Origin of the sequence: Peribacillus sp. FSL R5-0717, from assembly GCF_038002945.1 — a bacterium.
In the GTDB taxonomy this organism is placed as follows: Bacteria; Bacillota; Bacilli; order Bacillales; family DSM-1321; genus Peribacillus; species Peribacillus frigoritolerans.
Genome location: NZ_JBBOOF010000001.1, coordinates 724,359 through 744,720, shown reverse-complemented (window position 1 = coordinate 744,720; position 20,362 = coordinate 724,359). Strand labels below are relative to the sequence as shown.

Annotated in this window: 20 protein-coding genes; 19 read left to right on the top strand and 1 reads right to left on the bottom strand. The window is 42.9% G+C overall.

Features of this window, described 5'->3' with window-relative positions; genetic code table 11:
* The first annotated feature begins 28 nt into the window (after positions 1-28).
* From hrcA to deoC, 8 genes are all read left to right on the top strand, one after another.
* Complete coding sequence (hrcA, locus tag NYE65_RS03680; RefSeq protein ID WP_048682856.1) at positions 29-1,057, top strand: heat-inducible transcriptional repressor HrcA; 1,029 nt, start codon at positions 29-31, stop codon at positions 1,055-1,057.
* A gap of 99 nt (positions 1,058-1,156) precedes the next feature.
* Entirely contained in the window at positions 1,157-1,750 is a 594-nt protein-coding gene (gene grpE / locus NYE65_RS03675) for a nucleotide exchange factor GrpE (RefSeq protein WP_328178310.1), read from the top strand.
* A 37-nt stretch (positions 1,751-1,787) separates the two neighbouring features.
* Positions 1,788-3,620 (top strand): molecular chaperone DnaK, encoded by a 1,833-nt coding sequence (gene dnaK / locus NYE65_RS03670; RefSeq protein ID WP_034308533.1) that lies wholly within the window; start codon positions 1,788-1,790, stop codon positions 3,618-3,620.
* Between the two features lie 288 nt (positions 3,621-3,908).
* Positions 3,909-5,024: a molecular chaperone DnaJ gene (dnaJ, locus tag NYE65_RS03665; RefSeq protein WP_328131712.1), complete on the top strand. Its 1,116-nt coding sequence runs from the start codon at positions 3,909-3,911 to the stop codon at positions 5,022-5,024.
* Between the two features lie 37 nt (positions 5,025-5,061).
* Positions 5,062-6,003 carry a 50S ribosomal protein L11 methyltransferase gene (gene prmA, locus NYE65_RS03660; RefSeq protein WP_034308530.1) on the top strand — a complete coding sequence of 314 codons (942 nt, stop codon included), beginning with the start codon at positions 5,062-5,064 and terminating at the stop codon, positions 6,001-6,003.
* A 138-nt stretch (positions 6,004-6,141) separates the two neighbouring features.
* On the top strand, positions 6,142-6,894 hold the full coding sequence (locus tag NYE65_RS03655) for a 16S rRNA (uracil(1498)-N(3))-methyltransferase (protein WP_096337733.1): 753 nt from the start codon (positions 6,142-6,144) through the stop codon (positions 6,892-6,894).
* A 6-nt stretch (positions 6,895-6,900) separates the two neighbouring features.
* Positions 6,901-8,238 carry a tRNA (N(6)-L-threonylcarbamoyladenosine(37)-C(2))-methylthiotransferase MtaB gene (mtaB, locus tag NYE65_RS03650; RefSeq protein ID WP_034308527.1) on the top strand — a complete coding sequence of 446 codons (1,338 nt, stop codon included), beginning with the start codon at positions 6,901-6,903 and terminating at the stop codon, positions 8,236-8,238.
* Between the two features lie 159 nt (positions 8,239-8,397).
* Positions 8,398-9,069, top strand: coding sequence for a deoxyribose-phosphate aldolase (gene deoC / locus NYE65_RS03645; protein ID WP_034308525.1), 672 nt, complete (start codon positions 8,398-8,400; stop codon positions 9,067-9,069).
* Between the two features lie 544 nt (positions 9,070-9,613).
* Here the strand turns inward: deoC and NYE65_RS03640 are convergent.
* Entirely contained in the window at positions 9,614-10,546 is a 933-nt protein-coding gene (locus NYE65_RS03640; protein ID WP_340859868.1) for a Na/Pi symporter, read from the bottom strand.
* A 236-nt stretch (positions 10,547-10,782) separates the two neighbouring features.
* Between NYE65_RS03640 and rpsU the strand changes: the two genes are divergently transcribed.
* The 11 genes from rpsU (at position 10,783) to NYE65_RS03585 (ending at position 20,355) form a co-directional block, all read left to right on the top strand.
* Positions 10,783-10,956, top strand: coding sequence for a 30S ribosomal protein S21 (gene rpsU, locus NYE65_RS03635; protein WP_028391853.1), 174 nt, complete (start codon positions 10,783-10,785; stop codon positions 10,954-10,956).
* A 14-nt stretch (positions 10,957-10,970) separates the two neighbouring features.
* Positions 10,971-11,414 (top strand): GatB/YqeY domain-containing protein, encoded by a 444-nt coding sequence (locus NYE65_RS03630; protein WP_034308521.1) that lies wholly within the window; start codon positions 10,971-10,973, stop codon positions 11,412-11,414.
* A 345-nt stretch (positions 11,415-11,759) separates the two neighbouring features.
* Positions 11,760-13,034: an NfeD family protein gene (locus NYE65_RS03625; RefSeq protein ID WP_445670442.1), complete on the top strand. Its 1,275-nt coding sequence runs from the start codon at positions 11,760-11,762 to the stop codon at positions 13,032-13,034.
* A 56-nt stretch (positions 13,035-13,090) separates the two neighbouring features.
* Positions 13,091-14,074, top strand: coding sequence for a flotillin-like protein FloA (gene floA, locus NYE65_RS03620; RefSeq protein ID WP_370023731.1), 984 nt, complete (start codon positions 13,091-13,093; stop codon positions 14,072-14,074).
* A 22-nt stretch (positions 14,075-14,096) separates the two neighbouring features.
* Positions 14,097-14,591 (top strand): hypothetical protein, encoded by a 495-nt coding sequence (locus NYE65_RS03615; protein WP_340859866.1) that lies wholly within the window; start codon positions 14,097-14,099, stop codon positions 14,589-14,591.
* A gap of 127 nt (positions 14,592-14,718) precedes the next feature.
* Positions 14,719-15,003, top strand: a complete 285-nt coding sequence (yqfC, locus tag NYE65_RS03610; protein WP_034308511.1) for a sporulation protein YqfC — start codon at positions 14,719-14,721, stop codon at positions 15,001-15,003.
* A gap of 15 nt (positions 15,004-15,018) precedes the next feature.
* On the top strand, positions 15,019-16,206 hold the full coding sequence (gene yqfD / locus NYE65_RS03605; RefSeq protein ID WP_034308509.1) for a sporulation protein YqfD: 1,188 nt from the start codon (positions 15,019-15,021) through the stop codon (positions 16,204-16,206).
* Positions 16,207-16,209: 3 nt separating this feature from the next.
* Positions 16,210-17,172: a PhoH family protein gene (locus tag NYE65_RS03600; RefSeq protein ID WP_034308506.1), complete on the top strand. Its 963-nt coding sequence runs from the start codon at positions 16,210-16,212 to the stop codon at positions 17,170-17,172.
* A gap of 189 nt (positions 17,173-17,361) precedes the next feature.
* Complete coding sequence (locus NYE65_RS03595) at positions 17,362-19,527, top strand: HD family phosphohydrolase (protein WP_264639049.1); 2,166 nt, start codon at positions 17,362-17,364, stop codon at positions 19,525-19,527.
* Entirely contained in the window at positions 19,524-20,000 is a 477-nt protein-coding gene (ybeY, locus tag NYE65_RS03590) for an rRNA maturation RNase YbeY (RefSeq protein WP_034308501.1), read from the top strand. The genes NYE65_RS03595 and ybeY overlap by 4 nt, the downstream gene beginning before the upstream one ends.
* Entirely contained in the window at positions 19,978-20,355 is a 378-nt protein-coding gene (locus NYE65_RS03585; RefSeq protein WP_034308499.1) for a diacylglycerol kinase family protein, read from the top strand. Before ybeY ends, NYE65_RS03585 begins: the two co-directional genes overlap by 23 nt.
* The last annotated feature ends 7 nt before the right edge of the window (positions 20,356-20,362 follow it).

Below are 20,362 nucleotides of genomic sequence, written 5' to 3'. Positions count from 1 at the left end.
GACAGAGTGCTAACAGAGGTGATCATACATGCTAACTGATCGTCAATTATTGATTCTACAAGTGATAATCGAGGATTTCATCCATTCTGCCCAGCCAGTCGGGTCACGAAGCTTGTCGAAGAAAGATGAAATCACGTTCAGCTCTGCCACAATTCGCAACGAAATGTCTGACCTTGAAGAAATGGGGTTTTTAGAAAAAACCCATACTTCTTCCGGTAGGATCCCTTCTGAAAAAGGGTATAGATATTATGTGGATCATTTACTTTCTCCTCAAGCTCCGAAAAAGAATGAAGTGAAGATTTTAAAATCCGTTTTTGTAGAACGAATTTATGAATTGGAAAAGATCGTTCAGAAGTCAGCGAAAATACTTTCGGAACTGACGAATTATACGGCGATTGTACTCGGACCAAAAGTGAATGAGCATAAGCTTAAAAAAATCCAGATCATTCCCTTAAGTCCTGAAACGGCAATAGCCATCATTATTACGGATACAGGTCATGTGGAAAATCGAATGATTTCCTTACCGCCTTCTTTTGATATAAATGAAATTGAAAAGATGGTGAATATATTGAATTCCCGTTTGGTCGATGTTCCGCTAGTTGATCTAAAGGATAAGATCTATAAGGAAGTTGCCGTTCTATTGAGCCGCCACATTCATAACTATGGATCGATGGTGTCGGTCCTTGCGGAGACCCTGACGGACACAAAGCCCGAAAAAATATTTTTCGGCGGGAAAACGAATATGCTGAGGCAGCCGGAGTTCCATGATATTGCGAAAGTAAGCACGCTTTTATCGATGATTGAGCAGGAACAGGGATTTTATGAACTAATTACTCAAAATCCATCGGGCATCCACGTCAAGATCGGCCGTGAAAATCAAAACACAGTGCTCGATGACTGCAGTTTGATTACGGCAACCTACTCAATCGGGCAGGAGCAAGTTGGCACATTGGCCATATTGGGTCCAACGAGAATGGAATATTCGAGAGTGATTAGTTTGCTTTCGTTTTTCTCGAAAGATTTAACGGCCCTGATGACAAAACTGTATCAAAAATAGTAGCAAAGGTAATATTGTTAAGGTGGCGGAGGAGTGTATTCCGCGGCCTGGCATATTACTTTAGCATAAATTGTATAACCCTTTTAGGGAGGTGAGATTGTGACAGAAAATAAAAACGAAGAACAAACATTGGAAAATGAAACAATCGAGGAAAGCGCTGCAGAAGCAGTTTTCGCTGAAGAAGAAATTCCAGCAGCGGAAGAAAACGATGGTCCTGTTGAAAAAGATGAACTTCAATTGGCTCAAGAAAAAATTGCCGAACTTGAGGCGAAAATCGAAGAAATGGATAACCGTTATCTTCGTCTGCAGGCCGATTTTGATAATTCTAGACGCCGTGCCAAGCTTGATATGGAGGCGGCTCAAAAATATAGAGTTCAAAGTATTGCTAGTGATTTAGTGGAGGCTCTTGATAATTTTGAAAGAGCAACAAAAATCGAAGCGGAAAATGAACAGACGAAATCCTTGCTATCCGGCATGGAAATGGTCTATAAAGCGATTACTGGTGCATTGGCTAAAGAAGGCATCGAACCGATCAGTTCGGTTGGCGAAGAGTTCGATCCGCGTTTGCATCAAGCGGTCATGCAAGTTCAAGATGAAAACTTCGGTCCGAACATCGTCGTCGAGGAATTCCAAAAAGGATACCTTCTTAAAGACCGTGTGATTCGACCTGCAATGGTAAAAGTGAACGAATAGGATTCTTACATATAAATAATTGGGAGGTAGTGAAACTATGAGCAAGATTATTGGTATTGACTTAGGTACAACAAACTCTTGTGTATCTGTACTTGAAGGCGGGGAACCAAAAGTAATCCCGAATCCGGAAGGAAACCGTACAACACCATCCGTAGTGGCATTCAAAAATGGAGAAAGGCAAGTTGGGGAAGTGGCAAAACGCCAAGCGATTACAAACCCTAACACAATCATTTCCATTAAGCGCCATATGGGTACCAACCATAAAGAAGTAATTGAAGGAAAAGAATACTCACCTCAAGAAGTTTCTGCAATCATCCTTCAATACTTGAAATCATACGCTGAAGAGTATCTTGGCGAAAAAGTCACTAAAGCGGTTATCACTGTACCTGCTTACTTCAATGATGCAGAACGTCAAGCAACCAAGGATGCTGGTCAAATTGCCGGCCTTGAAGTGGAACGTATCATCAACGAACCGACAGCTGCAGCACTTGCATATGGTTTGGATAAAACGGAAGAAGATCAAACGATCCTTGTATTCGACCTTGGCGGCGGTACATTTGACGTATCGATCATGGAACTTGGAGACGGCGTTTTCGAAGTTAAGTCCACAGCAGGCGACAACCGTCTAGGTGGGGATGATTTCGACCAAGTCATCATCGATTACCTGGTTGAAGCATTCAAGAAAGAAAACGGAATCGACCTTTCAAAAGATAAAATGGCGGTTCAACGTTTGAAAGATGCAGCTGAAAAAGCGAAGAAAGATCTTTCCGGCGTAACGTCAACTCAAATTTCTTTACCGTTCATCACTGCTGGAGAAGCTGGCCCGCTTCACTTGGATGTAACGATGACTAGAGCTAAATTCGATGAGCTTTCCACAGGTCTTGTGGAACGTACGATGGGACCTACTCGTCAAGCATTGAAAGATGCTGGTCTTTCAGCATCTGAAATCGACAAAGTAATCCTTGTTGGTGGATCTACACGTATTCCTGCTGTCGTTGAAGCGATCAAAAAGGAAATCGGTCAAGAACCAAGCAAAGGTGTAAACCCTGATGAAGTGGTGGCTATGGGTGCTGCAATTCAAGGTGGCGTATTGACAGGTGATGTTAAAGACGTTGTCCTTCTTGATGTAACTCCACTTTCACTTGGAATTGAAACGATGGGCGGAGTATTCACGAAACTGATCGACCGTAATACTACGATTCCGACAAGTAAATCACAAGTATTCTCGACAGCGGCTGATAATCAAACGGCAGTTGATATCCATGTCCTTCAAGGTGAGCGTCCAATGTCAGCGGATAACAAAACTCTTGGTCGTTTCCAATTGAGTGACATTCCACCGGCACCGCGTGGAGTTCCGCAAGTTGAAGTGACATTCGATATCGATAAAAACGGTATCGTGAACGTTCGTGCGAAAGATCTTGGTACGAACAAAGAACAAGCAATCACCATCAAATCATCTTCAGGCCTTTCTGATGAAGAGATCGAACGCATGGTACGTGAAGCTGAAGAAAATGCCGATAGCGACAAACAACGTAAAGAAGAAGTTGAACTTCGTAACGAAGCAGATCAATTAGTTTTCCAAACGGAAAAAACGCTTAAAGATCTAGAAGGTAAAGTGGACGAAGCGGAAGTGACAAAAGCGAATGAAGCGAAGGATGAACTGAAAGCTGCAATCGAGAAAAATGAGCTTGAAGAAATCCGCGTGAAAAAAGATGCACTTAACGAAATCGTTCAAGCTTTGACAATGAAGCTTTATGAAGAAGCGGCAAAAGCTCAGCAAGCTGGCGAAGCGGGTGCTGGCGAGTCTGCTCAAGACGATAATGTCGTTGATGCTGAATACACTGAAGTAAACGAAGAAGAGAAAAAATAAAAAGTGCCCCAATCGGGACACTGATATATCGGGCAGTATTTCTGCCCCATTGTAAAAAAGTCAAAGTCAGGTTATCTTGACTTTGGCTTTTTTTACAGTGAATGGAAACATTGTTGCAATCACTGATGGGGAATCATGGGATTTTAGAGAAAAATGTGTGCAAATTGGGGCTGGCAATGCCATTTGCAAAAATGTGTTAAAGCCGTTTGTACTTTTCTAGTTGATTATTATCTTCGTTCAGTGATAATATTACCTTTATGTGAATCGAATCGGGAGTGGATTTTAGATATGAGTAAACGCGATTATTATGAGGTGTTAGGCCTTTCGAAAAGTGCTTCGAAGGATGAAATCAAAAAAGCGTATCGAAAGCTCTCCAAACAATATCACCCTGATATTAATAAAGCGGACGATGCTGCGGATAAATTCAAGGAAATCAAGGAAGCTTACGAAGTATTGAGTGATGAACAGAAAAAAGCCCATTATGACCAATTCGGACATACAGATCCCAATCAAGGCTTTGGCGGTCAGGACTTTGGCGGTTTCGGCGGTTTTGAAGATATTTTCAGTAGCTTCTTTGGTGGCGGCGGACGCAGGAGAGATCCTAATGCACCGCGTCAAGGAGCGGATTTGCAGTATACGATGACGCTTTCGTTTGAAGAGGCTGCATTCGGAAAAGATACTGAGATCGAAATTCCGCGTGAAGAGGATTGCGGTACATGTAAAGGATCCGGTGCCAAACCAGGTACAAAGGTGGAAAACTGTTCACATTGTCAAGGAACCGGTCAATTGAATGTTGAACAAAACACAGCTTTCGGAAGGATTGTGAACCGGAGAGCATGTCACCATTGTCAAGGAACAGGAAAAATCATTCCTAATAAATGTTCAACATGCGGCGGCGACGGAAAAGTCCAAAAACGTAAAAAAATCCAAGTCAAGGTGCCAGCAGGAATTGATGATGGCCAGCAGTTGCGCGTAACAGGCCAAGGCGAGCCTGGAATCAATGGCGGCCCCGCAGGAGACCTGTATGTAGTCTTCCATGTGCGCAGCCATGAATTCTTTGAACGGGATGGCGATGATATTTATTGTGAAATGCCGGTTACTTTTGCCCAGGCAGCATTAGGCGATGAAATAGAAGTTCCGACGCTGCATGGAAAAGTGAAGCTGAAGATTCCAGCAGGTACACAAACTAGCACTCGTTTCCGTTTAAAGGGCAAAGGAGTTCCGAATGTCAGAGGATATGGCCAAGGAGATCAGCATGTGGTCGTATTGGTTGTCACGCCTAAGAAATTAACGGAAAAACAAAAGGAATTGCTTCGTGAGTTCAGTGATATCAGCGGACAAGGTGTAGATGAACAAGATGATGGCTTTTTCTCAAAAGTGAAGCGGGCTTTCAAAGATAGGTGAATAAAAGTAAAAAGAACAAATTGGGAGTTGGTAGATTATGAAGTGGTCTGAATTTGCAATCCAAACAACGAATGAAGCGGTTGAACCTGTTTCGAATATTCTTCATGAGGCAGGTGCGAGCGGTGTTGTCATTGAGGATCCTCTAGAATTAGTCAAGGAACGTGAAAATGTTTTTGGCGAAATCTACCACTTAAACCCCGATGATTATCCGGATGAAGGTGTAGTCATTAAGGCTTATCTGCCCGTAAACAGCTTCCTTGGCGATACCATTGATGCTATTAAGGAATCAATCAATAATCTCCTTCTTTTTGATATTGACCTTGGGAAAAATGTTGTTTCAATTAGTGAAGTGAATGAAGAAGAGTGGGCGACGGCTTGGAAAAAATATTATAACCCCGTCAAGATATCCGAACGTTTTACCATCGTGCCAACGTGGGAAGACTATACTCCGGTAAGCAGTGACGAATTGATCATTGAACTTGATCCAGGCATGGCCTTCGGAACGGGAACACACCCAACGACGGTCATGTGCATCCAAGCGCTGGAACGAACAGTAACGCCTGGGGATTTAGTCGTTGATGTAGGAACTGGTTCTGGTGTTCTTAGCATTGCAGCTGCATTATTGGATGCAAAACGAATCCAGTCACTTGATTTGGATGAAGTGGCAGTACAGTCAGCCAAGCAAAACGTTGAAATAAATAACGTGCAGGATAAAGTGTCCGTGTCACAAGGCAACTTACTGGATGGTGTAAATGAACAAGCGGATATCGTCGTGGCTAATATTCTTGCCGAAGTGATCATGCGTTTTACGGATGATGTAGCGAAAGTCGTTAAACCTGGCGGATATTTCATCGCTTCCGGAATCATTCAAACTAAGAAACAAGATGTGAAGGAAGCGATTATAGCATCTGGTTTCACCGTTGAGGAAACGATCTTGATGGAAGATTGGGTGGCAATAATCGCAAAAAGAAATGCTTAATTGGAAAAGTTACTCTGATTATCGGTTTTTTTGATAGTCAGAGTACCTTTTTTTAGCTTGAATCTTTGCACGGCTTGCATTCTGGATTCCCGACTGTTAGCCTGTGAGTTATTTAGACTAGACGAAGTAGGTGGCAGTGTGCAACGGTATTTTCTTAACGAAGCAGATATCAATGGAAACATGGTGACGATATCAGGTGATGATTTTCACCATATCGCCAGAGTGATGAGAATGGGACCAGGTGAGCGGATCATCACGGTGAAAGGTAATGGCATGACAGCTATCGCGGAAATTTCGGAAATTACTGATGATGCTGTAATAGGTACGGTAACTGAATGGAAGAATGAAGAAAAGGAACTTCCTGTAAGGGTAGTGATTGCGAGCGGTCTGCCTAAAGGGGATAAATTGGAATATATCGTTCAAAAGGGCACTGAACTGGGGGCCGTTGAATTTATCCCTTTTATTGCTGCTCGTTCGGTGGTAAAATGGGACCACAAAAAGGTAGGCAAGAAATTGGAGAGGCTCCAGAAGATTTCAAAAGAGGCGGCTGAGCAATCCCACCGCACGGTTATCCCTGCCATCAAGGAACCGATGACGGCAGATCAGCTAGCTGGGTATGCAACTGGTTTCGATCATAAATTAATCGCTTTTGAAGAAGAGGCAAAACGGGGGGAAACTTCTGTACTCGCTTCTGTCTTGAAAGATATTACTGCTGGGCAATCCATCCTATTCGTTTTTGGGCCTGAAGGTGGTTTGGCAGATAAGGAAATTGAAAAACTGACTGATGCCGGTTTTATGGCTTGCGGTCTTGGACCAAGAATATTAAGAACTGAAACAGCACCTTTATATGCACTTTCCGCTGTTTCTTATCATGTAGAACTTTTGAGGTGATGAAAAATGGCAACGGTCGCTTTCCATACATTAGGCTGTAAAGTGAATCATTATGAAACAGAGGCTATATGGCAATTATTCAAAACTGGGGGATATGATCGTGTTGAGTTTGAAAATACATCAGATGTATATGTCATCAACACATGCACGGTGACAAACACTGGCGATAAGAAAAGCCGTCAGGTCATCCGTCGTGCCATTCGTAAGAATCCGAATGCCGTCATAGCGGTAACGGGATGTTACGCACAGACATCGCCGGCAGAAATCATGGCCATACCAGGTGTGGATATTGTTGTAGGAACACAAGACAGGGTTAAACTGCTTGATTACATTGAGCAATTCAAGGTTGAGCGTGAACCAATCAATGCCGTAGGTAATATCATGAAAAACCGTGTCTACGAAGAGTTGGATGTACCTGCTTTCACAGACCGTACACGCGCTTCACTGAAGATTCAGGAAGGCTGCAATAATTTCTGCACTTTCTGCATCATTCCTTGGGCACGTGGCTTGATGCGTTCCCGCGATCCAAAAGAAGTCGTTCACCAGGCCGAACAGCTTGTTGAGGCAGGCTATAAAGAGCTAGTCCTTACCGGAATCCATACGGGCGGCTACGGAGACGATTTGAAAGACTATAATTTGGCGATGCTGCTGCGTGACTTGGAAAAAGTCGATGGGCTGAAGCGTATCCGTATTTCATCCATTGAAGCCAGCCAAATTACAGATGAGATCATTGAAGTGCTGACGAATTCGAAAAAAGTGGTACGTCATTTGCATATACCAATCCAATCGGGTTCCGATACCGTTCTAAAACGGATGAGACGTAAATATACGATGGATTTCTTCGGTGATCGAATCGAAAAGCTGAAAATTGCACTTCCGGGCCTTGCTGTTACCTCTGATGTCATCGTAGGTTTCCCGGGTGAAACTGAAGAAGAATTCATGGAGACATATAACTTTATAGAAAAATATAAATTCTCCGAACTTCATGTTTTCCCTTATTCAAAACGAACAGGGACTCCGGCTGCCCGTATGGGAGATCAAGTGGATGAAGATATCAAAAATGAACGAGTCCACCGCCTTATTACGTTGTCGGATCAGTTGGCAAAAGAGTATGCCTCCCGATTCGAGGGGGAAGTTCTGGAAGTCATTCCTGAAACGAAGTTGGAAAATGGCCTTTATGAGGGCTACTCAGATAATTACATGAAAGTCGTCTTCCCGGCATCGGAAGAAATGGTCGGAGAAATCGTCAAAGTTAAAATTACAAAATCTGGCTATCCATTTAGTGAAGGTCAGTTCGTGACGGTCGTGAAGGATTTTCCTTTGCAACAAGCATCCAATATCTAAGACAGCGGTTAACCGCTGTCTTTTTTTATTATCCTTTTTTAGATGTGTTTTCTTGGCGCTTTAGGGTAAAGACTATATATATCGTCAAAATGGATAAACTATGGTATCATGAGAGGTACGTACAACTAGGTATAGATTGTTTTTGAGGAGGATTTATAAATGTCACAAAATGTAGCAGGTTTAATTGACCACACGTTATTAAAAGCAGATGCAACCAAAGAGCAAATAAAGGTATTATGCGAAGAAGCGAGAGAGTATAACTTTGCTTCTGTATGCGTAAACCCGACTTGGGTGAAATATGCAAGTGAACTTTTGGAAGGTTCAGAAGTGAAAGTGTGTACGGTAATCGGCTTCCCTCTAGGTGCAACTACACCGGAAACCAAAGCTTTTGAAACGAAAGATGCCATTGCCAATGGTGCTCACGAAGTCGATATGGTGATCAATATCGGCGCATTGAAGGACAAGGATGATGAGTTGGTAGAGCGGGATATTCGTGCTGTGGTAGCGGCATCCACTGGTAAGGCTCTTTCAAAAGTGATCATTGAAACTTCTTTATTGACCGATGAAGAAAAAGTCCGTGCATGTGAATTGGCCGTAAAAGCCGGAACGGATTATGTGAAAACATCAACTGGTTTTTCGACCGGCGGAGCGACAGTTGAAGATATCGCGCTTATGAGAAAAACGGTTGGCCCGGATATCGGTGTCAAAGCTTCAGGCGGGGTCCGCAACACGAGCGATGCCCAGAATGTGATTGAAGCTGGTGCAACAAGAATTGGAGCGAGTGCAGGTGTCTCCATCGTGAAGGGCTTAACGGCTGATTCCGATTATTGATTTTGTAAGGACCGTATAATTCCCTAAAATAAAGCAGGCGGAGAAAAATGAATTATTTTTTCTCCGCCTGTTTTTTATTGATTCCAATAATAATTCAACTGGCAATTTCCCTTGCCTGTATATTAGCCTATTTCTTCCAAAAAAAAGAGGACCTGTATCATTTATGGAACCCATACATTCAAAAATAAGTTTATTGTGGATTTAATAGATATAAGGAGGTATCAATCAGGGAGTAAACATGCTTATATTAAATTTGGTTTTTCATTTTGAATGGTAAAATGCATGGTGAAATTTTACACTTCAATAACCGTTTTATATACAATGGCAGTAACTGCTTTTTATCTAACATCATTCTCTAATGAAAGTTTGCTGATTTTGATAGTAGCTGTTGTATTATTGAGTGGTTTGAGCTTATTGAACCATAAAACTAATTATAAAAGGTTAGCTGAAATCGTTTACCGCCCTTATTATCTATGCGTTTAGGTTATGACTATCTTATTTATGGCTGTCCCATAGTCAGTTGCCAATGACTTTTGGACAGCTCTTATTTTTTTAAGTGTGGCCGATGCACCCAAAGAATGAGATTGGAGAATCGCCGTGCGAATGGCAAGACGGCCAAAGAAGTCAAGATATTGAAAATGACACTGGCATGCGCGAGCTGTGTCCCTTTGTTTTCGGTGAAATAGGCAGCCGTACTTTCCAGGATGTCCACAAAAGGCAGGAATGCGGCAACCCCGATGATGTTCAGCCAAATATGTGCATAAGCTGTGAAGGCAGCTTGTCTGCCAGAACCGATGCTGGCCATGTATCCGGTGATGCAAGTGCCGATATTCGATCCGAGCATGATGATGATTGCCGAGGACACGGATAACTCCCCATTCATCAAAAAACTCATGGCTATCCCGATGGTTGCAGAACTGGAGTGAATGAGTGCCGTCAATAATAACCCGGCAATCAGGGCATAACTCATATGGCTCTCTATGTACTGGATAAGCGTTTGTATGGATGGATAGGCTGCAATCGGTGTCGAAAGCGTTTTAAAACCGCTCATCGCCGCGAAGATGGCCGAGATTCCGATCAGGGACATTCCTAGGCTTCTCGGTAATGCTTTTGGCATGAAGCAAAGGAAAGCGCCGCTTACGACACCGGGAATGATCCAGCGATCCAAAGAGAAAGTCATGAACTCTGCTGTAAAGGTGGATCCGATATTCGTTCCAAGAATGATCCCGATTGTTTGCGGGAATGTTAAGCTTCCTGCGGAAACGAGGCCGACCGTCATGACCATGACCGCCGAGCTGCTCTGCAAGATCCCGGTAAAGATGGTTCCGGCCAAGAAGCCTTTCCATGGCTTATCCGTCACCTTTGAGAGAAATGCTTTTAATGCTGCACCGGACATATTGAACAGTCCGATTCGTAAAACTGACATACCTGCCAGAAATATCGCAATGAATAAAATGAATAAAAATAGCTCATGCATGACTGTCACCTCATAGTAAGCTTATGGCCCATTAACGGGGGACATGCTATAAATTGGAATTTCATGCAAGTTGAATCATCGCTTAGTGAAAAATTATGATAATAACACGATTATATTCAAAATAAGTTTGATTTTATTGGTTGACCTGCTAAAGATGATATATTATAATTGTTTAGTACATGTATAACATGTTGACAACTTGAGTTAGTGTGTTGTTTTCGGAGGGAGGGAAAGAGATGTCTAAAACCGTCGTTCGTAAAAACGAATCGCTTGAAGATGCTCTTCGTCGTTTCAAACGTACTGTATCTAAAGCAGGATCGCTTCAGGAAGCTAGGAAGCGTGAATTTTATGAAAAACCAAGCGTAAAACGTAAGAAAAAGTCTGAAGCTGCAAGAAAACGTAAATTCTAAGAGAGGGTGGAAAGATGAGTCTTCTCGAGCGTTTAAATAATGATATGAAACAAGCGATGAAGAACAAGGAAAAGGACAAACTATCTGTTATTCGGATGCTGAAAGCTTCTATTCAAAACGAAGCCTTGAAGCAGAGACAAGATTTAACAGATGATGAAGAATTGACAGTGCTCTCTCGCGAATTAAAACAACGCAAAGACTCCCTCCAGGAGTTTGAAAACGCAGGTCGTTCAGATCTCGTGGATAAAGTCCGCACCGAACTAGTATACGTAGAGGCATATATGCCTCAGCAACTTTCAGAAGAAGACATTTCTAAAATCGTTAACGAAACGATTTTAGAAGTCAATGCAACATCCAAAGCAGATATGGGCCGAGTTATGGGAGCTTTAATGCCTAAAGTTAAAGGTAAAGCGGATGGTTCTCTAGTTAACAAATTAGTACAACAACATCTATCTTAAACTCTAAACTTAAAACTCGAAACCTAACCGCAGGCAAATTGCCTGTGGTTTTTGTGTATTTCATGAATTTTATGCGTATATTATTGAAACGAAGCCCAAGATAATTGTGGCACTTTTAATTTTATTTGCTTTTTTTTGAAACCTTTTTCATATACATACGTAATAACTAAAGAACAGGGTAAAGGGTTGCTTCAATTGCTCCTTATTCGAATTTTAGTTGCGGGCTGAATTTACTGGTAAGTTCCTGGATAATGGGACACTTACCGCGTTTAATACGGGAAAGGGGGCGTTCCGTTGAAAATTTGGCGTTATTTTTCTGTTCTCCTATTTGGATTGCTGTTCACCATGTCTTCCTTTGGTGGAGCGACGGTATCTGCAAACGAGAAGATCGTTTACCATGTACCCATTGAAGAAACGGTGGAAAAGGGACTCTCGGCCTTTTTGGAACGAGCACTGACCACTGCTGAAGCAGCAGATGCAGATCTTGTCGTTTTCGAGGTGAATACCCCTGGAGGTGCTGTGGATGCAGCGGGGGAAATTGCAAAGTTACTGGCGGATTCACCAATAAAGACAGTTGCCTATGTCAATAACAGGGCTTTATCTGCCGGGGCATACATTTCTTTAAGTGCGGATGAGATCTATATGGTTCCGAGTGCCACCATGGGATCTGCAGCTGTGATTGATTCAACAGGGAACGCTGCAAGTAAGAAAGCGCAATCTTATTGGTTGGCTGCCATGAAGACCGCTGCTGAACAAAATGGACGTGATCCCATATACGCCCAGGCGATGGCGGATGTCGACATCGATCTACCCGAATATGGAGCGGAAAAAGGGAAGCTGCTGACATTTACAGCCGAACAGGCAAAAAAGGCTGGGTATAGCGAAGGCACCGTCTCTGGAAAAGCGGAGCTGTATAGTATACTTGGAGTTGAAGATGCTGATATTCGGACAATCGAAGAAAGCTTTCCTGAGAAACTAGCCCGCTTTTTGACCAACCCGATCGTCGTTCCCATTTTATTAACGATAGCGGGAATCGGGATTGTGATGGAATTGTTTTCACCCGGTTTTGGAATTCCGGGCGTAATTGGAATCACCAGTCTTGTCTTATTCTTCTATGGTCATCTTGTCGCCGGTATCACCGGATACGAATCGTTAGCGATGTTCATCATTGGGGTCATTCTCGTACTAATTGAATTTTTTATCCCAGGGGGGATTATCGGGCTGCTCGGGTTTACAGCGGTAGTGGGGAGTCTATTCCTTGCGACAGGTGATCCGGTCCATATGACGATCTCCTTGCTAATTGCGGTCACCGTATCCATTTTGGTATTCATCCTACTTGTAAAGGTGTTTGGAAAACAGATGAAATTTTTCAGGAAAATGATATTAACCGATGCAACAAAAACGGAACAAGGATATGTCAGCAATCCGAATCGTTTGGATTTATTAGGTGTAGAAGGGAAGGCCCTAACAGATTTGAGGCCTTCAGGAACAGCTTTGGTCAAAGAAGAAAGAGTGGATGTCGTGACCGAAGGGAGCTTTATTTCCAAAGGTTCGACAATCATTATCGTTAAAGTTGAAGGATCAAGGGTAGTCGTCCGGGAAATTCCGGATTCAAATTAAAATTAAAGGATACAGGAAGGATGAATCATTAAGTGATAACTTCAGGAACGGTATTTATTGTACTGGCAGTGATTGCTGCTATCATCGTATTGGCAGTGTTTTTCACATTCGTACCAGTCATGTTATGGATTTCCGCTTTAGCGGCAGGAGTCAAAATCAGTATATTTACATTAGTTGGGATGAGGCTTCGCCGTGTTATACCAAGCAGGGTCGTCAATCCCCTTATCAAGGCCCATAAGGCTGGAATCAATGTTTCGACGAATCAATTGGAGAGCCATTACCTTGCAGGCGGTAATGTCGATCGAGTGGTGAATGCATTAATTGCTGCAGAACGCGCCAATATCACGTTACCTTTCGAACGGGGTGCAGCCATTGACCTTGCCGGTCGTGATGTACTGCAAGCCGTTCAAATGAGCGTTAACCCGAAAGTGATCGAAACTCCATTCATCTCAGGTGTGGCGATGAATGGTATTGAAGTGAAAGCGAAGGCAAGGATCACGGTCCGGGCCAATATTGAACGCCTGGTCGGTGGTGCCGGTGAAGAGACGATCATTGCCCGTGTAGGGGAAGGGATCGTATCGACGATCGGTGCTTCGCAAATGCATACGGATGTACTGGAACATCCCGATTTGATTTCAAGAACGGTTTTATCGAAAGGGTTGGATTCAGGGACGGCATTCGAAATTCTTTCCATTGATATTGCTGAAGTGGATATCGGCAAAAATATCGGGGCCATATTACAGACGGACCAAGCCGAAGCCGATAAGAAAATAGCCCAGGCAAAGGCCGAAGAACGACGTGCGATGGCTGTTGCACTTGAACAGGAAATGGTTGCCCGTGTTCAGGAAATGAGAGCGAAGGTTGTTCAATCCGAAGCGGAAGTTCCGCTGGCCATGGCCGATGCACTGAAAAGCGGAAACCTTGGAGTGATGGATTATATGAATATCCAAAATATCACGGCCGATACGGATATGCGCGGTTCCATCAGTAAAATATCCGAAAATCCAAAAGATAACAACAATAACCATAATAATAATTAGGTCAGGGAAGGAAGGTCTTTAAATGGGAGATTTTATTGATTTCTTTCTCAAGAACCCATTCCTTATCATTGTCTTGATCGGTATTTTAACGTCCATGTTAGGAAAGAAAAAACAGGCTCAAGATCCTAACACCCCTCCGAAAAAGAAATGGCAGGAGGTCATGCAGGAGCTTCAAGGTGAAATGCAGCAAGGGAATCAGCAGCAAAGACCTGCACCTGTTCCCGTAAGGAAAGTCGAACAGCAGGCAGCACAGGCTGCAGAAGTGATCGATGAGACGACGAACGAAGCGAACAAAAGGATTGCGGAGCTTAGACGGCTACAGCAGAAGTACGATCAAGAGCGTTTGTATCAAAAAGCGAAGGCAGATCAACTTACTTCAACGATTGCTGGTAATAACAGTCCGGTCTATCGCAAAGGACCGTCTTTTGGCAAAAAGCAGCTGATTGATGGCATCATCATGTCAGAAGTGCTGGGACCGCCAAGGGCGAAGAGAAGTCTTCAAAGGTCCAGAAGGTGATTCGGAACCCCGGGCTTTTTTAGACCTTCATTGAATGAACATGAAAAAATAGACTCTCATTCACTTATAATTTTGTGCTAGAACCCTCTTTCATTTCATACATTGAGATGAAAGGGGGTTCTTTTTTATGGCACGCAATTGGGGAAAAAAAGTGAAACAGCTTATGACCAAAACAATGGACCTTCCGCAAGATGTCATGATGGACCTGCCGCGAATTACAATGATCGGACAATTACATATTTATATTGAAAACCATCGTGGCTTATTGGCTTTTACAGACAGCGAAGTACGATTGATGCTGAAAAATGGGCAGTTGCTGATAAAGGGAAATGCCTTTGTCATAAAGACGATTTTGCCGGAAGAAATCATGCTCGAAGGCAAAATTGACAAGGTTTATTTTATCAATGAATGATCCCGGGAGGTCTCCATGAAAAACCAATGGACAAACTATTATACAGGCTATGTAAAGGTGAAGGCTTATGGAAAAGGTGCAGAACGGTTAATTAATATGCTGACGAGAAGGGGGCTTCATATCTGGGATGTGAAGCGTGTCGGAAGTGAAGCCCTGATTTTCCATATGGATATCAGGGATATCCCCAAACTACGTCAGGTCATGCGTAAGAGTGATTGTAAAGTAAAGTTCATGCAGGGAAAGGGTTTCCCTTTCCTGATGAAGAGAGTCATGAAAAACAGCGGGTTTTTAGCGGGGATGATCGCTTTCCTGCTATGTATATTTGTACTTTCCAATATGGTATGGGGCATCGAGGTTCAAGATGCCAAACCGGCAACCGAGCATGCCATCCGGAAAGAATTGGACAAGATGGGCGTGAAGATCGGTAAAGTGCAATTCTTTGTTGATGATGTGGATACGATTCAGCGTAAGCTGTCGGACCGGATCGGTGCATTGACATGGGTGGGGGTCGAGCTAAAGGGAACGACATATCATTTTCGGGTTGTGGAAAAACGGCAGCCTAAAGAGGTCGAGAAAACATCTCCACAGAATTTGGTAGCATCAAAAAAAGCGATCATCGCTGATATGTTCGTTGAAAAAGGACAATCTATTGTTAATGTGAATGATTATGTAGGAAAAGGACAACTTCTTGTTTCAGGATTGATTGGTAAAGAGGATAAACAGGAAATTGTATCCGCAAAGGGAGTAATAAAAGGGAAAACGTGGTATAAAGCGAAAGTGGAAGTTCCGTTAAAAACCAAGTTTTCTGTTTTTAACGGAGATGAAACGAGCAAGCACTTTTTGAAAATGGGGGGCTTTTCCCTTCCGGTATGGGGCTTCAAGGATCCGGGATATGAAAAACAGGAAAAGGAAACGACAGTGAGGCCTTTTCACTTTCTTCAATGGGAGCTGCCGATTTCTTATAAACAAGTGACCTTAAGGAGCAAGGAAGATATTGTACGAAGCTATACGGAGAAAGAAGCGGTGGAGGAAGGCCGGAAAATGGCTAAAGCGGAATTAAAGAAACATTTAGACGAGGAAGATGAGATCGTCGAAGAAAAAATTTTGCACGAAAGCATGGAGAATGGTAAAGTTAAATTGTCTATACATTACCAAGTTATTGAAGATATAGCGATTGGACAGCCAATCATTCAAGGAGACTAACGAATGGCAGATGATGTGAAAGTAATTAAGCTCGAAATCGAATCACCCAATGAAGCGATCGCGTTATTGGGCAATGGGGATTCAAATGTAAAAGTGCTCGAAGAGGAACTTGGCATTTCCGTCATAACCCGAGGTGAAGCGGTGAGTGTTGCCGGGGATATCGAGCGGGTAACGATGGGGGAGGAAATCCTCAAGGCATTATTGACTGTAGTCAGAAAAGGAATTGCAATCAGTTCCAGAGATGTGCTTTATGCAATTGAATTGGCAAGAAAAGGCACATTGGAGTATTTCGGTGAATTATATGATGAGGAAATCGCTAAAACGGCTAAGGGGAAATCCATTAAAGTCAAAACAATCGGGCAGAGATACTATATCCAGGCAATAAAGAAACAGGATCTTGTATTTGGAATTGGGCCTGCCGGAACCGGGAAGACCTATCTTGCTGTAGTGATGGCCATCAATGCTTTGAAAAATGGACATGTTAAACGGATCATCCTGACACGGCCTGCCGTCGAAGCAGGGGAGAGCCTAGGCTTCCTGCCTGGTGATCTGAAGGAAAAGGTAGATCCTTATCTAAGACCGCTGTATGACGCTCTCCATGACCTCCTGGGGATGGAACAGACGCAAAGGATGATAGAGCGCGGAACGATCGAAATAGCTCCCCTGGCTTATATGAGGGGTCGTACGCTTGAAGATGCCTTTGTCATATTGGATGAAGCCCAGAATACGACGGAAGCCCAAATGAAGATGTTCTTGACCAGGCTTGGTTTCGGATCGAAAATGGTCATTACGGGAGATCGGACCCAGATTGACCTTCCAAAAGGCATGAAGTCAGGTCTTGTCCGGGTAGAAGAGATATTGAAGAATGTTAAAGGCCTTTCCTTTGTTTATTTTGAACAAAGTGATGTAGTAAGGCATCCGCTTGTCGCTAAAATCATTACTGCTTACGAGCAGGCGAAGTCATAAGAAAAAATCCGCCATTTCAATCGGCGGATTTTTCGTGATGTGTCTAAATGACGAACTTTATGGTGGAAAAGTGGATATGAAATGACAGAACCTTTACATTTATCAATACGAAGGTGAAAATTCATATGAAAACTGTTATGATTTTACATATCTAGAATAATAAACATCATTTTTTTAGGAGGACCTTCCTTGAATCGTATCCAGAAATTTTTCACTCAAATAAAAGGGCTGTTGGTCCATCGTTTTTTTCAAGTGCTTTTGTTCATCATACTTGGTTTGTTTGCGTATGGTTTAATGTTCTCCAATGTGAAGCCGGAAAGGGTTCAGGTAGAGCTTTTTAAGCCTGCGGAACAAACGATCCGATCAACCAAGACTGTGGAAGATACCTATAAGACGGAACAGGAAAAAGAAGAGATTTCAAAACAGGTGGCGGATGTTTATTCTTTAAAAAAAGAATATGCCAAAAATAAAGTCGATCTGATTTCATCCATTTTCGATTCAGCGATCGAGGTGAATAAAGAAACGGACCCCGATGAAGATCATAAAGAAGATGAGGATAAAAAAGAGACCGTAAAGACGGATGCTCAAAAAGTTTCGATATTAAAAGAAAAATTGACTGATGAAGTGAATAAAAATATCGAGGAATCCGTTTTCCTAGCATTAGTGCAGGCGGATGAAGATGAGTTGAAAATAGCGAAGGATTCGACCATTACGGCAGTGAATAATGTGATGAGCTCCCGAATCGCTGCAAGTGACGTCGAAAATGCCAAGAAAAAGGTTGTAGAGGAATTGGGTTATATGAGCATTAGTGGCGATATGAAAAAAGCCTCCACTTCCCTTGCGCGTACGGCAATCATTCAGAATGTATTTTTCGATAAGGACAAAACCGAGGAACAGCGAAGGAAAGCGGTTGAAAGCGTGGAGCCGATCAGGATCCTTCAAGGCCAGATCATCGTTGAAGAAAATCAGTTAGTGGACAGGGATGTATATAGGCAGCTTGAACTGGCAGGCTTCTTAAATACGGAGTCCACCATTTACCCGTATATCGGCCTGCTGTTATTCATATTCCTGACTTTTGCGGCTTTTTATTATTATTTCTACTATTCCGTTTCCAAAAAGGATAACAAGTACAATCAGTTATTGATCTTCAGTCTTGTCTTTATCCTTTCAATGGCTACCATGAAAACGGTCAGCATTCTGGCAGACCTGAAAAACTCGAACTTGGAATACATTTTTCCGGGTGCCATGGCGGCGATGCTCATCAAGATATTATTGAATGATAGGTTAGCGGTAGCAATGATCATATTGTTAGGTTCGTATGGTACGATTATATTTAATGGTGATACACCTGGAAATCTGGATTTCTCGATGGGGCTTTATATCATTTTCGGGGGATTGACGGCAATCATCATCCTATCCAGGCCCAATTTCAAATCAAAGGTGCTGGTAGCGGGGCTGCTGTTGTCTTTAATCAATATGGCATTTGTTTTTTCGCTCATCTTTATTATGGACAGCCATTATACTAGAATGGAGTACTTATATTATGCTTCTGCTGCCCTAGGTTCTGGAGTGGGTGCAGCCGTTTTGACAATGGGCCTGTTACCTTTTTTCGAGGCCGGTTTCGGAATTTTATCATCGATTAAGCTTATCGAGCTCGCGAATCCCAATCATCCGTTATTGCGGAAGATCTTGATTGAGGCTCCGGGGACATATCATCATAGTGTAATGGTCGCCAATTTGGCGGAATCGGCTTGTGAAGCCATCGGCTCGAATGGCTTACTGGCAAGGGTCGGCAGTTATTATCATGATATCGGTAAAACGAAACGGCCGCACTTCTTCATCGAAAATCAGATGAGTGAAGAGAACCCGCATGATCGGCTGCAGCCGGAAACGAGCAGGGATGTCATCATTGCCCATGCCTTAGATGGCGGGGAGATGCTGCGCAGTCACAAATTCCCGAAAGAGATTGTGGATATTGCAGAGCAGCATCATGGGACCACGTTATTGAAATTTTTCTACCATAAGGCAAAAAAACAGGATGAGTCCACACTCGAGGCGGCCTACCGATATCCCGGGCCGAGGGCGATAATGAAGGAAGTGGCCGTCATCGGCATAGCCGATAGTGTGGAAGCTGCAGTGAGGTCGATGAAGCACCCAACTCCGGAGAAGATTGAAGAGCTGGTTAGTTTCATCATTCAGGACAGGATTTCTGATGGACAATTTGATGAATGTGACATTACTATGAGAGAATTAAGTATCGTGAAGCATTCCTTATGTGAATCGCTGAATGGTATCTTCCACTCCAGGATTGAATATCCGGAGCCGGATAAATTAGGACAGAAGGTGAAAGAATGATTTTAGCTATCGATTTAATGGATGAAACGAATGAAGTAACGGAGGAAGCTCAGCAGCTTGTTGAAAGCATTCTTCAATTTGCGGCAAGAAAAGAAAACATTGAAAAAGACACCGAGCTGTCTGTTACATTTGTAGACAATGATAGGATTCGGGAAATCAATAAAGAATATCGTCATAAAGATTCAGCTACAGATGTCATTTCTTTTGCGCTTGAAGAAATGGGGGAAGATGAAGTGGAAATTGTCGGAGCGGAAATGCCCCGCATGTTAGGTGATATCATCATTTCCATTGAACGCACGAAAGAACAAGCTGAAGAATATGGTCATTCATTTGACCGGGAACTTGGATTTTTAGCACTGCATGGTTTTCTTCATTTATTGGGATTCGACCATATGAATGAAGAAGATGAAAAAGTTATGTTCACTAAACAAAAGGAGATCTTGGAAGAATATGGACTTTCAAGAGAAGGATAAAAAAAAGTATCCTTTATTAAAAAGTTTCTCTTTCGCCTGTCAGGGAATTTTGGAGGCTGTTCGGACTGAACGCAATATCAAGATCCATTTCGCGTTAACGGCAATCGTCGTATTCTTTGGTTGGCACTTCTCATTGAATGGGATGGAGTGGCTTTTCATTTTGGCGGCCATAGCCGGTACGATTACGTTGGAGCTCGTTAATTCCGCGATTGAAAGGGTAGTGGACCTGGTAACGGACCAAATCCATCCGCTTGCCAAGCAGGCAAAAGATATTGCAGCCGGAGCTGTATTCATATATGCTATATTTTCTATAATAGTTGGATTGATTATCTTTTTGCCTAAGGTTGGCCTGTAGGTTGCCG

Excerpts from the sequence above, each read along its gene's own strand:
- NYE65_RS03625 (WP_445670442.1), top strand. The coding sequence starts at position 11,760 with ATGTCTTCCTTTGGTGGAGCGACGGTATCTGCAAACGAGAAGATCGTT.
- NYE65_RS03640 (WP_340859868.1), bottom strand. The coding sequence starts at position 10,546 with ATGCATGAGCTATTTTTATTCATTTTATTCATTGCGATATTTCTGGCA.
- prmA (WP_034308530.1), top strand. The coding sequence starts at position 5,062 with ATGAAGTGGTCTGAATTTGCAATCCAAACAACGAATGAAGCGGTTGAA.
- NYE65_RS03600 (WP_034308506.1), top strand. The coding sequence starts at position 16,210 with ATGGCAGATGATGTGAAAGTAATTAAGCTCGAAATCGAATCACCCAAT.
- dnaJ (WP_328131712.1), top strand. The coding sequence starts at position 3,909 with ATGAGTAAACGCGATTATTATGAGGTGTTAGGCCTTTCGAAAAGTGCT.
- yqfC (WP_034308511.1), top strand. The coding sequence starts at position 14,719 with ATGGCACGCAATTGGGGAAAAAAAGTGAAACAGCTTATGACCAAAACA.
- dnaK (WP_034308533.1), top strand. The coding sequence starts at position 1,788 with ATGAGCAAGATTATTGGTATTGACTTAGGTACAACAAACTCTTGTGTA.
- NYE65_RS03585 (WP_034308499.1), top strand. The coding sequence starts at position 19,978 with ATGGACTTTCAAGAGAAGGATAAAAAAAAGTATCCTTTATTAAAAAGT.
- NYE65_RS03630 (WP_034308521.1), top strand. The coding sequence starts at position 10,971 with ATGAGTCTTCTCGAGCGTTTAAATAATGATATGAAACAAGCGATGAAG.
- deoC (WP_034308525.1), top strand. The coding sequence starts at position 8,398 with ATGTCACAAAATGTAGCAGGTTTAATTGACCACACGTTATTAAAAGCA.
- NYE65_RS03615 (WP_340859866.1), top strand. The coding sequence starts at position 14,097 with ATGGGAGATTTTATTGATTTCTTTCTCAAGAACCCATTCCTTATCATT.
- ybeY (WP_034308501.1), top strand. The coding sequence starts at position 19,524 with ATGATTTTAGCTATCGATTTAATGGATGAAACGAATGAAGTAACGGAG.
- mtaB (WP_034308527.1), top strand. The coding sequence starts at position 6,901 with ATGGCAACGGTCGCTTTCCATACATTAGGCTGTAAAGTGAATCATTAT.
- rpsU (WP_028391853.1), top strand. The coding sequence starts at position 10,783 with ATGTCTAAAACCGTCGTTCGTAAAAACGAATCGCTTGAAGATGCTCTT.
- hrcA (WP_048682856.1), top strand. The coding sequence starts at position 29 with ATGCTAACTGATCGTCAATTATTGATTCTACAAGTGATAATCGAGGAT.
- yqfD (WP_034308509.1), top strand. The coding sequence starts at position 15,019 with ATGAAAAACCAATGGACAAACTATTATACAGGCTATGTAAAGGTGAAG.